The 13362-nt window shown below is 61.3% G+C and carries 16 protein-coding genes and 1 pseudogene; 8 read left to right on the forward strand and 9 right to left on the reverse strand.

The window, feature by feature from the left end:
• The first annotated feature begins 159 nt into the window (after positions 1-159).
• From ccmI to A2I95_RS01595, 3 genes are read left to right on the forward strand one after another with little or no spacing between them, the layout of a single operon-like run.
• Positions 160-1398 (forward strand): c-type cytochrome biogenesis protein CcmI, encoded by a 1239-nt coding sequence (gene ccmI, locus A2I95_RS01585; protein ID WP_291727122.1) that lies wholly within the window; start codon positions 160-162, stop codon positions 1396-1398.
• Entirely contained in the window at positions 1395-1868 is a 474-nt protein-coding gene (gene ruvX / locus A2I95_RS01590; RefSeq protein ID WP_291727124.1) for a Holliday junction resolvase RuvX, read from the forward strand. The genes ccmI and ruvX overlap by 4 nt, the downstream gene beginning before the upstream one ends.
• Before the next feature lie 3 nt (positions 1869-1871).
• Positions 1872-2105 (forward strand): DUF1289 domain-containing protein, encoded by a 234-nt coding sequence (locus A2I95_RS01595; protein ID WP_291727465.1) that lies wholly within the window; start codon positions 1872-1874, stop codon positions 2103-2105.
• Between the two features lie 295 nt (positions 2106-2400).
• On the opposite strand, the gene A2I95_RS01600 is transcribed toward A2I95_RS01595, so the two are convergent.
• The 6 genes and pseudogenes from A2I95_RS01600 to A2I95_RS01625 form a co-directional block, all read right to left on the reverse strand.
• The gene (locus A2I95_RS01600; RefSeq protein WP_291727467.1) at positions 2401-2832 is read right to left on the reverse strand and encodes a DUF4265 domain-containing protein; all 432 of its coding nucleotides are present in this window, start codon (positions 2830-2832) and stop codon (positions 2401-2403) included.
• Between the two features lie 59 nt (positions 2833-2891).
• A complete protein-coding gene (locus A2I95_RS01605) occupies positions 2892-3689 on the reverse strand; it encodes a hypothetical protein (RefSeq protein WP_291727126.1) in 798 nt (265 codons plus the stop codon).
• A 10-nt stretch (positions 3690-3699) separates the two neighbouring features.
• Complete coding sequence (locus tag A2I95_RS01610) at positions 3700-4554, reverse strand: sulfite exporter TauE/SafE family protein (RefSeq protein ID WP_291727128.1); 855 nt, start codon at positions 4552-4554, stop codon at positions 3700-3702.
• Between the two features lie 86 nt (positions 4555-4640).
• Entirely contained in the window at positions 4641-5666 is a 1026-nt protein-coding gene (gene dusA, locus A2I95_RS01615) for a tRNA dihydrouridine(20/20a) synthase DusA (RefSeq protein WP_291727130.1), read from the reverse strand.
• A gap of 210 nt (positions 5667-5876) precedes the next feature.
• Positions 5877-6080: pseudogene (locus A2I95_RS01620) on the reverse strand (transposase); the annotation flags it as partial.
• A 79-nt stretch (positions 6081-6159) separates the two neighbouring features.
• The gene (locus A2I95_RS01625; RefSeq protein ID WP_291727483.1) at positions 6160-6318 is read right to left on the reverse strand and encodes a hypothetical protein; all 159 of its coding nucleotides are present in this window, start codon (positions 6316-6318) and stop codon (positions 6160-6162) included.
• Here A2I95_RS01625 and A2I95_RS01630 point away from each other — a divergent pair.
• Genes A2I95_RS01630 through A2I95_RS01645 form a run of 4 tightly spaced genes read left to right on the forward strand, consistent with a single transcriptional unit; the run spans position 6277 to position 7420 of the window.
• Positions 6277-6483, forward strand: a complete 207-nt coding sequence (locus A2I95_RS01630; protein WP_291727469.1) for a tyrosine-type recombinase/integrase — start codon at positions 6277-6279, stop codon at positions 6481-6483. The two genes, A2I95_RS01625 and A2I95_RS01630, sit on opposite strands and share 42 nt — an antisense overlap.
• 8 nt (positions 6484-6491) lie before the next feature.
• Positions 6492-6710: a hypothetical protein gene (locus A2I95_RS01635; protein ID WP_291727132.1), complete on the forward strand. Its 219-nt coding sequence runs from the start codon at positions 6492-6494 to the stop codon at positions 6708-6710.
• 23 nt (positions 6711-6733) lie between these two features.
• A complete protein-coding gene (locus A2I95_RS01640; RefSeq protein WP_291727134.1) occupies positions 6734-7216 on the forward strand; it encodes a phospholipase D family protein in 483 nt (160 codons plus the stop codon).
• Positions 7217-7276: 60 nt separating this feature from the next.
• Positions 7277-7420: a hypothetical protein gene (locus A2I95_RS01645; protein ID WP_291727136.1), complete on the forward strand. Its 144-nt coding sequence runs from the start codon at positions 7277-7279 to the stop codon at positions 7418-7420.
• A 326-nt stretch (positions 7421-7746) separates the two neighbouring features.
• Here the strand turns inward: A2I95_RS01645 and A2I95_RS01650 are convergent, their stop codons facing one another.
• The 3 genes from A2I95_RS01650 to A2I95_RS01660 all read right to left on the reverse strand — a co-directional run bounded on the left by A2I95_RS01650 (position 7747) and on the right by A2I95_RS01660 (position 10904).
• Positions 7747-9150: a TRAP transporter large permease gene (locus A2I95_RS01650; RefSeq protein ID WP_291727138.1), complete on the reverse strand. Its 1404-nt coding sequence runs from the start codon at positions 9148-9150 to the stop codon at positions 7747-7749.
• 5 nt (positions 9151-9155) lie between these two features.
• Positions 9156-9806 carry a TRAP transporter small permease subunit gene (locus A2I95_RS01655; protein WP_291727140.1) on the reverse strand — a complete coding sequence of 217 codons (651 nt, stop codon included), beginning with the start codon at positions 9804-9806 and terminating at the stop codon, positions 9156-9158.
• A gap of 81 nt (positions 9807-9887) precedes the next feature.
• Positions 9888-10904, reverse strand: a complete 1017-nt coding sequence (locus A2I95_RS01660) for a C4-dicarboxylate TRAP transporter substrate-binding protein (RefSeq protein WP_291727142.1) — start codon at positions 10902-10904, stop codon at positions 9888-9890.
• Positions 10905-11395: 491 nt separating this feature from the next.
• On the opposite strand from A2I95_RS01660, the gene acs reads away from it, so the two are divergent.
• Positions 11396-13357, forward strand: coding sequence for an acetate--CoA ligase (gene acs, locus A2I95_RS01665; protein WP_291727144.1), 1962 nt, complete (start codon positions 11396-11398; stop codon positions 13355-13357).
• The last annotated feature ends 5 nt before the right edge of the window (positions 13358-13362 follow it).

Below are 13362 nucleotides of genomic sequence, written 5' to 3' on the forward strand. Positions count from 1 at the left end.
TGAAACGCATGGCTGACCAGTGCCGTTTATCGTCCTCTTTCTGCGTTATTGCGACATATGTAACGAACACATTACGACAGGCCGAGCCCGGCCGCGGCAGTTTGGCCCTTTTGTTCGCCGGTCCCCGGATATAGATGAAAACCAAACCACGGAGACGGCATGATTTTCTGGACAGTCACCGCCCTTATCGCGTTCTCGGCAGCTTTTCTGCTGGCAATGATCCTCATTCGCGCCCGCACTGCGGGTGAACCCGCCGCGGCCTACGATCTGCGCGTCTACCGCCAGCAACTGCGCGAGGTGGACAAGGATCTGGCCCGCGGCGTCATCAACGCCGGCGACGCCGACCGGATCCGCACCGAAATCTCCCGCCGCATCCTGGCCGCTGACACCCAGCTGCAACAGGCGCAGTCGGGCCGCTCGCAGCCCCGGACCCTGTCGCTTGCCTTTGGCATAGCCACAGCGCTGCTGATCACCGGCGGCACGCTGGGGATCTACTGGCAGCTGGGCGCGCCCGGGTATGGCGACCTGGGCCTGAAGGACCGTATCCAGCTGGCCGGTGAACGCGCCGAAAACCGCCCCTCGCAGGCGGAGGCCGAGGCCGAAGTGCCCGTCCTGCCAAAACCGCAGGTCGAGGAAGGCTATGCCGAACTGGTGGAGCAGCTGCGCAAGACGGCTGGTGAACGTGCGGACGACGCTCAGGGCCAGGCCCTGCTGGCCCAGCACGAGGCGAACCTCGGTAATTTCCAAGCCGCCTATGCGGCCAAAACCAGCTACATCCGGCTGGCAGAAGGTCAGGTCAACGCCCGCGACTTCACCGAACTGGCCGAGCTGAAGATCATGGCGGCCGGCGGCTATGTCTCGCCCGAGGCGCAGACCGACCTGCAAAAAGCCCGCGCAATTGACCCCAGCCACGGGCCAGCCCGCTATTACTGGGGCCTGATGCTGGGCCAGATCGGCCGCCCGGACCTCGCCTACCGCGAATGGGCCGCAACCCTGCGGGACGGCCCGGCGGATGCGCCTTGGGTCAAGGGCATCCAGGGCCAGATCGAAGAAATGGCCTTTCGCGCCGGTGTCGAATACCGGCCCATCTCGCCCGGCGGCGGCACCGCCCCCGCCCTGCCCGGCCCCAGCGCCGAAGACATGGCCGGCGCCAGCGAGCTTTCCGCTGAAGAGCAGCAGGAGATGATCCGCGGCATGGTTTCGCGCCTGTCGGACCGGCTGGCGACCGAAGGCGGCAGCGCCGAGGAATGGGCCCGCCTGATCGGCGCCCTGTCGGTTCTGGGCGAAACCGGCCGCGCCCGCACCATCTATGGCGAGGCGCGCGACGCTTTTGCTGCCGACCAGGAGGCCTTGGCCCTGCTGGAAACCATCGCCGCGCAGGCAGGGATAGCCCAATGATCCACGACGTCTTCGAAGATTTCGCCGCCGCCCTGCCGCCGATGAACGCGCTGATGGGGCTGGACCTCGGCACCAAGACCATCGGTGTCGCCGTCTCCGACCGCATCGGCGCCGTGGCCACACCGCTGGAAACTGTGAAGCGCAAGAAGTTCACGCTGGACGCCGCCCGCCTCTTGGAGATTATCCAGGCACGCGAGATCAACGGCATCCTCCTGGGCCTCCCCCGCAACATGGACGGAAGCGAAGGCCCGCGCTGCCAGTCCACCCGCGCTTTTGCCCGCAACCTGATGCAGCTCACCGATCTGCCGATCGGCTTCTGGGACGAGCGCCTCAGCACCGTAGCGGCAGAAAAAGCGCTTCTTGAAGCAGATACGACACGCAAACGCCGCGCAGAGGTTATCGACCACGTCGCGGCCTCCTATATCTTGCAAGGCGCATTGGACCGGATGCGGCATTTGAAGAACGGATGAATGATGACTGACGACGTATGGAAACGGGACGAGATTCAAAGCCCCTGCATCAAGATCTGCGTCGTCCATCCGGAATCACGGATCTGCACCGGCTGCTACCGCACAATTGACGAGATCCGCGACTGGTCGAAAATGACCAACGAGGACCGCGCGGGCATTATGAACGACCTGCCCGAGCGCGCCAGCAAATTGGTCAAGCGCCGCGGCGGACGTGGCGCAAGGTTAAAACGCAACTAACGCGGCGCGCGGAGAGGTAAGGCTCTGTAAATCATGCGGAATAAGCACTGACCCAATGTTTCGCGCGCGAAACATTGGGGTAGAAGAGCTGACCTATCCACAAAGGGCGAGCGCCTGCCCGTGGGGTGGCGCCTCAACGGTTTGGAACAAGCAGTTTATCTCTGCCAATCACATCCTAGGCCGCGATGTTTCGCAGACGTCACCAAAGCGCCAGCCCGCCGGGACGGGCAGGCGCTCGCCCGGCGCCTCCGGCTTGTTCCGGGAGGGGTTACGAAGCGCGGAAACGTTCAATAGGCTAACCCACGTGAGAAAAATCACCTTCTTCGAAGTCCCAAACTTCTTCTTGCTCGCCTGCTTTTAGCAACGCATACACCTTATGCACGTCGACATCTTCAGGAATGTCCAGAGCATAAAGATCAAACCCGAAATCGCCGTGTTCGTAACAACAACCAGCTGCGTTGAATGCGCTTAAGCACTGGCTCAGTGTTTCTTGAGAACAATCCTTCTCCGGTATTATCCGGTAAGTTGAGTGATTTGCGCGCACGATACGCTCATCAAAGAATAGTTGTCCGTCTATGTCCTTTACGGAAATAACATCATGAAAACTCAGCCCCTTCGCCAAGAAGGGAATATTTTCAATTCTGTACATCCCCTCAGAAACCGGGGAAACCCAAATGCTTTCTGCTGAATACTCGTGCCATTCGTCTTGCTCGAGCTCAATGATCACCTTTTTCAACGTTTACTCCCATGAGGTCTGAAATCCGGACGGTGCAAGGCAGGTTTTAGTTACCCCTCCGCCAGCCAGCCTTTGGTCCAATCCGCCAGCTCCGGGCGGAAATAGGCGATCATGCGGCCTTCTTCCGGTGCGGAGGCCCCCTCGCTCCAGGGCGCGACCCCGTGCAGGCACAGCCGGTGCATCAGATAGGACTCGCCGGGCTTGGCGTGCACCGTGATCCGCGGGCAGGTCTCGAACACTTCGGCACGCGCAGCCGTATAGGCGTCGGTCACATCCACATCCGCCCAGTCCGCGGGCGATACGCCCTCGAAGGCGGCGGCAAAGGCACGGCGCATGATCCTGTGGCTGCCCTCCCAGATCACCAAGGGCGAGGCGTCGGGACTGCTGTCATTCAGCGGGATCCCCAGCACCCAGGCATGGGGCTCCTCCACCTTGCGGCGGCGGTGCTCGCCATACATTTTCACCCCGTCCACATGCGCCGCATCGCGTTTAACGCGGTAGCGGAAGGCGGCCTCGCCCTCGCCCGGCCGGGGCCGCGGATAGCCGGGAAAGACCGAGGACACCTGTGCCCGGTGCAAATCCGGAGTGGGGCCTAGGTTCTGCGTGATGAATTCCACCGGCAGACCAGCCAGCGCCGGCCCATCGGGCAAGCGCCCATCCGCATCATTCGGCAGTGCATCAACGCCGATGAACCAGGTCCGCTCGCATTGAAACCACTCGGCGCAAGCCGGATCGTCCAACGCCCTGATACCGTGCTGCAAGGCATCTGCAGCCCATTCGGCCACCTGCGGGTCATGGCCAAAGCGCACCCAGCCTTTATCCTGAAACTGCTCGAATTGCACCTGCATGGTGTCCCTCTTAAAACCCGAAAGCCTTACGCAGCATATTCAATGCCACAAGCACCAAGAACGCTCCGAACACCCGTTTCAACGGTTTGGGGTCCATCGCATGGGCCAGTTTCACCCCCCATGGCGCAGTGATCAACGTCATTGCAATCACAATGAAGAATGCCACCAGGTTAACCGCCCCGATCGTGAACGGAGGCCGCGTGGCCGGGTCCAAATCCAACAGCAGGAACCCCGCCACCGACGGCACCGCGATGATCACGCCAAAGCCCGCAGCGGTCGCCACCGCCCGGTGAACAGCCACCCCGTGCAAAGTCATCAAAGGCACTCCGAAGCTGCCGCCGCCGATGCCCATCAGCACTGACAGAACCCCCACCGCAGGCGACAGCACCAGCCGCCGGACGCCCTTGGGCATGGCTTCGCCCAGCCGCCAGTCCGCACGCCCCAGCCCCAGGTAGCAGCCGATCACCAGCGCCAGTCCGCCAAACACGCCCTGCAGCACGGTGGAGCGCAGCGCCGAGGCTGCCAGCACGCCAACCACTGCCCCCAAAGCAATGCCAATCCCCCAGCCGCGCAGGATCTCCCAATCCACCGCACCCTTCTTGTTGTGGCTCAGGACGGAGCGCAAAGAGGTCACGATGATGGTCGCCAGTGAGGTCGCGAGGCACATCTGCATCAGCTGATCGCCGCCATATCCAAGCGTTTGAAAAGCATAGAAGAAGGCCGGTACCAGCACGATACCGCCGCCAACCCCCAGAAGCCCCGCCAACACCCCGGCAAATGCGCCGATCACCAGCAGCAGCCCCGCCATCTGCATCAGCAGCGCAGGCTCCGGCCACAATGCGGCGGTCACGGCAGGATCAGTCATGCAGGGCACCTCAGGCTGGGCTTCACCGGCAAAGGGTTAGCCGCAGCAAACCGCTTGCACAAGGCAATAGCCCGCGCGCCGCCGCGTCACGCCGCCGCGCGGTCCGCCATCTGCGCCAGCGCCTGCTCCACCAGTTCCGGCCCGGCCCCGGCACGGCAGGCACCCTCGGACAGCATCCGCCGCCACTGCCGCGCGCCTGGGCGGCCGGCAAACAGACCCAGCATATGCCGGGTGATCTGATTCAACTTGGCGCCATCGGAAAGCCGAGCCTCGATGTAGGGCAGCATCTGCCGCACCGCCTCAGCAGGATCGCTCACGGAACCCGTTCCGTAAATCTCCGGGTCAGCGCCGCAGAGAACCTCGGCCGGCTGGTGATAGGCCGCACGGCCCACCATCACCCCGTCCAGACCGCAATCCAGATGCAGTTTGGCTTCGGTCAGCGTGGCGATACCGCCGTTGATCGAGACATGCAGATCCGGAAAGGCAGCCTTCATCTGGTGCACTAACTCGTAATCGAGCGGAGGAATGTCCCGGTTCTCTTTCGGACTAAGCCCCTGCAGCCAGGCCTTCCGGGCATGGATTGTCACCCGCCGGCAGCCCGCCGCGCGGATCTTGTCCAGAAAGTCCGGCAGCACCTGTTGCGGCTCCTGCTCATCAACGCCGATACGGCATTTGACGGTGACCTCGGCCTTCACGGCTTCACGCATGGCTGCGACGCAGTCCGCTACCAGCTCCGGCGTCTGCATCAGAACTGCGCCAAAGGCGCCGGATTGCACGCGGTCACTGGGGCAGCCGCAGTTGAGGTTGATCTCGTCATAGCCTGCATCAGCTCCCAGCTTTGCAGCCTCTGCCAGCTCAACCGGGTCAGAACCGCCCAGTTGCAGCGCCACGGGGTGTTCCTCGGCATTGAAGTCCAGTAAATGCAGTGCCCCGCCCCGCACCAGTGCAGGCGCGGTCACCATTTCGGTGTACAGCAACGTCTCCCGGCTCAAGAGCCGGTGCAGATACCGGCAATCGGACGTCGTCCAGTCCATCATGGGTGCAACGGAGAGGCGTGCAGCACGCCGAACGTCGGAAAATCCTGATATTTCTCGGTTTTCTGGATTCGCCATTTTGCGCGTTTTCCCCGTTTCGGCCCGATTTAGCCCCGTTTTAGAGTGCAGTGCTACAGAATGCAGCACCGACGGCGCCGTGTAGCACTTTTCCCTGCCCGAGTTCCAGCACCCCAAATCACGTACTGCACCGATCGGTCACTACCCTACCCCGTCGGTTTCCCCCCATTCAGCCCGATCACCCCCGGTTTGGGATCTAAACCCAATCAAACCCGCTTCCATGAAGTCCTTCGACCATTTGTAGTAGATACCCTGCGATATACCTTCACGACGGCAAAGCTCTGCAATGCTGTCCTCGCCTCCTAGCCCATCCAGCACGATCCTGACCTTCTCTTCGGATGAATACTGTTTGCGCGTGGCGCGCTTAATGTCTTTGACGATCTTCTCGCCAGGGTTCTTCGTTGTCTTCCTCATCGTCCACTCCTTAGTGGTTACGATGAGCCAGAAACACTCTCTTATCAAATTGCCCTAAATGGTCGCATAAGCGCTGACGTCAAACACCATTCAGGAAGAAGCCCGGGCAATCATCGAGTCCATGCCTCGCACTGACGACCGGATCTTCCCCTACAACAGTGATGTTGTCAGCCGTCGGTTCACCGATGCCTGTAAACTGCTCGGGATCGAAGATCTGCATTTCCACGATCTTCGCCATGAGGGAATTTCCCGCTTGTTCGAAATGGGGCTGACCATCCCTCAGGTCGCTCAAATTTCAGGCCATCAATCGTGGCAATGCTTGAAGCACTACACGCAGATAAAGCAGCGTGGTGATAAGTATGAAGGCTGTAAATGGTGGGATGTCGTAACAGCCACCCCATGAATCGCAAAATGGAGCGTGTCACCCGCCGTCTGCAACAAGGCCTGGTGCGCTTGCACGAGTTGCTCTCCCTCGAGCATGTGCACGACTTCAGCCGACCAGAGTCGGCCCATTTTGCAGACCTCGATCCAGCGGCACCTTATGTCGGAGACCTCTGCCTGCTCGCCGAGGCCTTCCAGGATGTTCTGCTGCGGACGGCAGATCGTCCGGACCTCCCCCGCGCTGCCTGAGCGCACTCGCTGGCAGCGACCATGTGAAAGACATGGTCACCTCTCTTGCCGGTGACTTGACCCGCGCAGAGTGGGACAAGCCCGAACACATTCGCAGCATCAGCTTCGCGGTCAATGGGCTGACGGATGATGTCTGGCGCCCCCGGATCGGCGGAACACTCGGCATCATTTCTCCCTTCGTGACTGACGAGGCGCTTGTGACGCTCTCGCGTGGGATCGCCCCCGCCAAAGCCTGCCTTCTGAGCCGGGCTGAGGGACTGGCCTTCCTGCAACCCGAAACCCTCGCGCGGTTCGATCAGGTCGCTGTGCTCGACGAGATGGCCGAGACAGAGGACGGCGATGAAGGCGAGGAGGACGGCCCGATTACCGCTCGTGGCCTCCATGCCAAGGCCTTCATCACCGAGCGATATTCAAGCACCAAGATCACCATTGGATCGGGCAATGCGACGGCTCCTGCGCTGGTCAGTGGCAACAATGTCGAGGTCTTTGCCATACTGTCGGGCTAAGGGCCTCGTGGGCATCGACCAAGATCTGATCGAGCTCATGGGAGAGCAAATTCGCAAGATGTGGATTGGGAGCAGGATCAAAAAGTCATCGAGTATGTGAACTTGGCTTACCGCTGGAAACAATTCAAAGCCGCCAAGATCGCACTGGATGACAAACCGGCCGCCATCCGCGACGCAAATGTCCTCCTGGCCAAGATCGTGTGAGATATCAGCAGAATGGCCAGGATATGTCGCGCGGTCCCGGCACATTCATTTGGAGAGCAAACAGAAATGTTGCATCCTCGAACAAATGAGGCCCGGCTTCGCGATCAGGTGGGGACAGTTGCTACGTATGTGCTACACGCAAAATTCTGAACTGAAAAATAACGCAAATTCAATACACTACGCTCATTCGCACAAATCCATCATGGCCCCCGCAGAAAGGCGTGCGGCCTGGTGCAAGGGGGCGAAATCAGTCATGCCGCGCCATATAGGCCCTGCGCCGCCGTCTGCCAGGCCGATCCGCTTTGGTGAGGCCTGAGTGCCCTTCTCTACCCCGCCAAGGACGGGAGGTAGAGCACAATCCCCGGGAAGGCGACCAGCAGTGCAATCGTCACGGCGTCGGCAATGAAAAACGGCGTCACGCCCTTAAATACATCCTGCACGCTCAGGTCATCACGCACGCCCGCAACTACAAAGCAGTTCAAACCGATAGGAGGAGTAATGAGGCAGAACTCGGCCATTTTCACCACCAGAATGCCGAACCAGATCGCGCACATGGTGCCGCTCATGCCGAATGCACTGTCGGCGGCCGCCACGCTCTCGCCGCCGTTCAGCGCCATCACCGCCGGGTAGACCACCGGCAGGGTCAGCAGCAGCATCCCGATCGCATCCATGAACATGCCCAGCACCGCATAGGCCAGCAGGATGCAGATCAGGATCACCATCGGGCTCATTTCCAGCGCGGTGATCCAGTCGGAAAACGCTCCCGGCAAGTCTGCAAACCCCAGAAAACGCACATAGATCAGCACGCCCCAGATGATGGTGAAGATCATCACTGTCAGCTTGGCCGTTTCCAGAAGTGCTGATTTAAGCTCAGCCCATTTCATGCCTTTGAACACGGCCATGCAGAACACCACAAAGGCCCCCAGCGCGCCGCCTTCGGTGGGCGTGCCCCAGGCGTCGCCGCCAAAGGGGTTGTAAACAAAGCAGATGATGATCACGACCACAAAGATGATCGGCAAGGCACCGGGAAGCGCTGCAAAGCGCTGGCCCCATGTGAAGCCTCTGACAGGCGGGCCGACGGATTTGAAGATCACAGCGATGCCGACAATCAGCAGGCCATAAATCACGGCAGAAAAGGCGCCGGGGATGAAGCCTGCCAGCAACAGCTTGCCCACGTCTTGTTCGACGATGATGGCATAGATCACCAGGATTGCCGAGGGCGGGATCAGCGAAGCCAGTGTGCCGCCGGCGGCCACAACACCTGCGGCGAACTGCTTGTTGTAGCCGATCTTCAGCATCTCCGGAATGGCGATGCGGGCAAACACGGCAGAGGTCGCCACGCTCGCCCCCGACACCGCAGCAAACCCCGCGGTGGCAAAGACAGTGGAGACCGCCAGCCCGCCCGGCAGCCAGGCGATCCAGCGCTTGGCGGCCTCGAACAAGGCGCGCGTCAGCCCTGCGTAATAGGCCAGATAGCCGATCAGGATGAAGGTCGGGATCAGGCTCAGTGCTTGTGACGACACTTTGGAGTGCGGCACCTGGCCTGCGATTTTGACCGAGACGGTCAGCGCCTTGCCGAACCGCGCCGGGTCATAGCCGAACTTGGCCCAGAAGATCCAAACCAGGCCGATGAGGCCCGCCAGGCCGGCGGCGAAGGCCACCCGCATTCCAACGATGACCATCGCCAGCAGGCCACCCGTAACCCACAGGCCGATTTCAATCGGTTCCATTTGCCTTACCCCTGCCCGCTGCCATTTGCGTCATGGCCGGCCAGCTGATCGGCCTCTGCCGCTGCCTGTTCTGCCGCGCTTAGCACCAGCGGCACCGCCACTGGTGTCTCCAGCCCCAGCACAAGTGCGCGGCCATATCCCCAGATCTGCAGTATCAGCCGCAGCCCCAGAACCGCAAAGGCCACCGGCGCCAGCAGTTTCGCAGGCCAGATTGGAATGCCTATGTCGATGGAGCTGTCCCGGCTCCACCAAGGGGCGGCGAAATCGAACGAGCGCAGGAAATGCGACCAGCTGCCCCAGACCAAGGCCAGGATCAGCAGCAGGATCAGCAGCACCGAGATCAGCTCAAACAGCCACATGGCACGGCCCCTGAGGGCGCCAACAACGATGTCCATGCGGATGTGGCCGCCGTCACGCTGCACATAAGCGATGCCCATGAAGGCAATCAGCGGCATGATCTGCTCGATCCAGTCGACATAACCGGGCAGCGGCGCATTCATCGCATTGCGCCCCCCGACCGAGACCACCGCCAGGATCATCAATGAGAACACCGCGATGCCGCTCAAAAGCGCCAGCAGGCGCTCCGCTTTCAATAACCGCTGGTCCAGCCTGCTGATCAGGCTGCCATCCTCCAGAACTGCTGCGCTGCCTGCCATGCCCGCCCCCGTCTTTTCGTGTCATCAAAGGCAAAAGGGGCCGGACGTGATCTGCCCGGCCCCTTTTGTGTTGCGTCAGGCTCAGCTGCCTGAGCGGTGATCGCTGAGGGTCTTCTGCACCAGATCATACAGCTCTTGTGCGGGCAGGCCCTGGGCGGTCATGTCTTCGATCCATTGGGCGCGGATCGGGTCAGCAGCCACTTTGCGGAACTCGGCCAGCTGGTCGTCAGAGATAGTGACCTTCTCGACACCTTTCTCGGCCAGCACCCCGTCCCATTTCTCCAACAGCGCGCCGTAGTTGGCCAAATAGTGGCCGATCGCCTCTTCGATCGAGCCGTCGAGTGCGTCGCGCTCGGCATCGCTGAGAGCATCATAGGCGTCGGTGTTCACCACCACCGGGCAGTTCACGGTGCCCGGGTTCAGGTTCGCGGTCCACCAGTCGGCTCGGTTGATGGTGCCGAATGCCAGATGCGCATGCTGCGCAAAGGCGACGGTGTCGACAACGCCGGATTCCATTGCGTTATAGGCTTCGGTTGCGGTGACCGAGGTCGGCACCGCGCCAACGGCCGAAAACGCCTTGCCGATGCCGCCGGTGGCGCGCACCCGCATGTCCTTGAACTCTGCCAGCTCATCGCGCGGCTCACCGGTGCCGACAATGTTGTACTGCGGCATCGGCGAGGTCATCAGCAGCTTGGCATTCCAGCGTGCCAGATCCGCCTGCACCGCCGGGTGGGCATAAACCGCATTGGCCACGGCCACTTCTTCGTCCAGCGTGTTCACCCCCAGGAACGGCAGCTCCAGCACGGTGATCGAGGGGTTTTTGTCACGGTGGTAGCCGGCACAGAACTGCGCCATCTCAAACGCACCGATAGAGATCCCGTCAAGGTTCTCCTTGTTCTTCGAAAGCCCGCCATAGCTGATATTCAGGGTGAACTCGCCGCCGGTCTTTTCAGATACCAGTTCGGCCAGTTTTTCCACATGTTCGGTAAAGGCGCGGCGCTTGCCCCACAGGGACACGTTCCACTCGGTGGCCGCAGCCTCGCCTGCCAATGCAAAACCAGCAGTTGCCGCCACAGCGGCCGTCAGAAATCTGTTCATGATGTAACTCTCCCGAATTGCGCTCCTTTTTAACCCGGCACCGGGCCGGCGCGGTGCGCTTGCCCGTCAGGCTAGCGGCACACAGCTCCCCTGCCAAGCCCCCGGCGGGAAAGATGACGTGGCGACTCGCAGCGGGGTGAAACGGCAGTTTCCAGTATTGCCGGCACAATATGCCGCAGGTGCAAAGCCGCCGGCAGCTGCGGCAGTAAGCCGCTCCCAAGCCCATAACGGCGATTGAAGCAGCAAACGGCCGCTGGCGGAATTTACAGAAAAGCCTATTAAAACATGAGGTGGTATGCGCTGGCATGCGAATTGATTTACACCGAGGCCAGAAATTCTGAAATTCGTTTACAGATAAACTCTTTGATATCTGCGTTTTATTCACAAATTTTCAATCCGCGGTATTATCGATGCCCAGGAGGAAACGGTTTGACAGCCACGGCACAGCGTTGTCGTTTGTCTTGCCAATAAAATTTCTGGGAGGAAACCGAATGAACGCGCTGCACGCAGACGCTGTCTATCCGCCGTCCGACGAAACCGTTGCCCGCGCGCATGTGACTGCCGCGAAGTATCAGGAAATGTATGACGCCTCGCTGACCGACCCTGAAGGGTTCTGGGGCGAACAAGGCAAGCGCATCGACTGGATCAAGCCCTTCACCGAAGTGAAGGACGTGAACTACAGCTTCGGCAATGTCTCGATCAACTGGTACGGCGACGGCACCCTGAACGTCTCCGCCAACTGCATCGACCGCCATCTGAACACCCGCGGCGATCAGACCGCAATCATCTGGGAGCCGGACAGCCCGGAAGAAGACGCCCAGCACATCACCTACAAGGAGCTGCACCGCCGCACCTGCCGGATGGCGAACATCCTGGAATCGATGGGTGTGCGCAAGGGCGACCGGGTGGTGATCTACCTGCCGATGATCCCCGAAGCAGCCTATGCGATGCTGGCCTGCGCCCGCATCGGCGCCATTCATTCGATCGTATTTGCCGGCTTCTCCCCCGACGCGCTTGCGGCCCGGATCAACGGCTGCGACGCCAAGGTTGTGATCACCGCCGACGAGGCCCCGCGCGGCGGCCGCAAGACAGCGCTGAAATCCAACGCCGACGCCGCCCTCCTGCACACCAAGGACACGGTGAAATGCCTGGTGGTCAAACGCACCGGCGGCCAGACCACCTGGGTCGACGGGCGCGACTTTGACTACAACGAGATGGCGCTGGAAGCGGATGACAATTGCGCGCCCGCAGAGATGAACGCCGAGGATCCGCTGTTCATCCTCTACACCTCCGGCTCCACCGGCCAGCCCAAGGGTGTTGTGCATACCTCCGGCGGCTATCTGGCCTATGCCGCGATGACCCATGAAATCACATTCGATTACCACGATGGCGACATCTACTGGTGCACCGCGGATGTGGGCTGGGTCACTGGCCACAGCTATATCGTCTATGGCCCGCTGGCCAATGGCGCCACCACCCTGATGTTCGAAGGCGTGCCGACCTACCCCGATGCCAGCCGCTTCTGGCAGGTCTGCGAAAAGCACAAGGTGAACCAGTTCTACACCGCCCCCACCGCGCTGCGCGCGCTGATGGGCCAAGGCAACGAATGGGTTGAAAAATGCGATCTGAGCGATCTCAAGGTGCTGGGCACCGTGGGCGAGCCGATCAACCCCGAGGCCTGGAACTGGTACAACGAGGTTGTCGGCGGCGGCAAATGCCCGATCGTCGACACCTGGTGGCAGACTGAGACCGGCGGCCATTTGATGACCCCGCTGCCGGGCGCCCACGCGATGAAGCCGGGCGCGGCGATGAAACCCTTCTTCGGCATCCAGCCGGTGGTTCTGGACCCGGCAAGCGGAGTTGAGATCGACGGCAACGGCGTCGAAGGCGTGCTCTGCATCAAGGACAGCTGGCCGGGCCAGATGCGCACCGTCTGGGGCGACCATGAACGCTTCGAGAAAACCTATTTCTCCGACTACAAGGGCTACTACTTCACCGGCGACGGCTGCCGCCGTGACGAGGACGGCGATTACTGGATCACCGGCCGCGTCGATGACGTGATCAACGTCTCCGGCCACCGCATGGGCACGGCTGAGGTCGAAAGCGCCCTGGTGGCCCACGCCGCCGTGGCCGAGGCCGCTGTGGTGGGCTACCCGCATGAGATCAAGGGCCAAGGCATCTATTGCTATGTGACCCTGATGAACGACCGCGAGCCCTCGGACGAGCTGCTGAAGGAGCTGCGCACCTGGGTCCGCACCGAGATCGGCCCGATTGCCTCCCCGGACGTCATTCAATGGGCGCCGGGCCTGCCGAAAACCCGCTCCGGCAAGATCATGCGCCGAATCCTGCGCAAGATCGCCGAGAACGACTTTGGCAGCTTGGGCGACACTTCGACCCTGGCCGACCCGTCGGTGGTCGAGGACCTGATCGCAAACCGTGCAAACAAAGGGTGATTGAC

The organism is Leisingera sp. F5 (genome assembly GCF_001593695.1).

What these genes read in the sequence shown, in the direction of transcription:
- ccmI (WP_291727122.1), top strand. Translation starts at nt 160, where the DNA reads ATGATTTTCTGGACAGTCACCGCCCTTATCGCGTTCTCGGCAGCTTTT.
- ruvX (WP_291727124.1), top strand. Translation starts at nt 1,395, where the DNA reads ATGATCCACGACGTCTTCGAAGATTTCGCCGCCGCCCTGCCGCCGATG.
- A2I95_RS01595 (WP_291727465.1), top strand. Translation starts at nt 1,872, where the DNA reads ATGACTGACGACGTATGGAAACGGGACGAGATTCAAAGCCCCTGCATC.
- A2I95_RS01605 (WP_291727126.1), bottom strand. Translation starts at nt 3,689, where the DNA reads ATGCAGGTGCAATTCGAGCAGTTTCAGGATAAAGGCTGGGTGCGCTTT.
- A2I95_RS01610 (WP_291727128.1), bottom strand. Translation starts at nt 4,554, where the DNA reads ATGACTGATCCTGCCGTGACCGCCGCATTGTGGCCGGAGCCTGCGCTG.
- dusA (WP_291727130.1), bottom strand. Translation starts at nt 5,666, where the DNA reads ATGGCGAATCCAGAAAACCGAGAAATATCAGGATTTTCCGACGTTCGG.
- A2I95_RS01625 (WP_291727483.1), bottom strand. Translation starts at nt 6,318, where the DNA reads ATGGCGAAGATCGTGGAAATGCAGATCTTCGATCCCGAGCAGTTTACA.
- A2I95_RS01635 (WP_291727132.1), top strand. Translation starts at nt 6,492, where the DNA reads ATGGAGCGTGTCACCCGCCGTCTGCAACAAGGCCTGGTGCGCTTGCAC.
- A2I95_RS01650 (WP_291727138.1), bottom strand. Translation starts at nt 9,150, where the DNA reads ATGGAACCGATTGAAATCGGCCTGTGGGTTACGGGTGGCCTGCTGGCG.
- A2I95_RS01655 (WP_291727140.1), bottom strand. Translation starts at nt 9,806, where the DNA reads ATGGCAGGCAGCGCAGCAGTTCTGGAGGATGGCAGCCTGATCAGCAGG.
- A2I95_RS01660 (WP_291727142.1), bottom strand. Translation starts at nt 10,904, where the DNA reads ATGAACAGATTTCTGACGGCCGCTGTGGCGGCAACTGCTGGTTTTGCA.
- acs (WP_291727144.1), top strand. Translation starts at nt 11,396, where the DNA reads ATGAACGCGCTGCACGCAGACGCTGTCTATCCGCCGTCCGACGAAACC.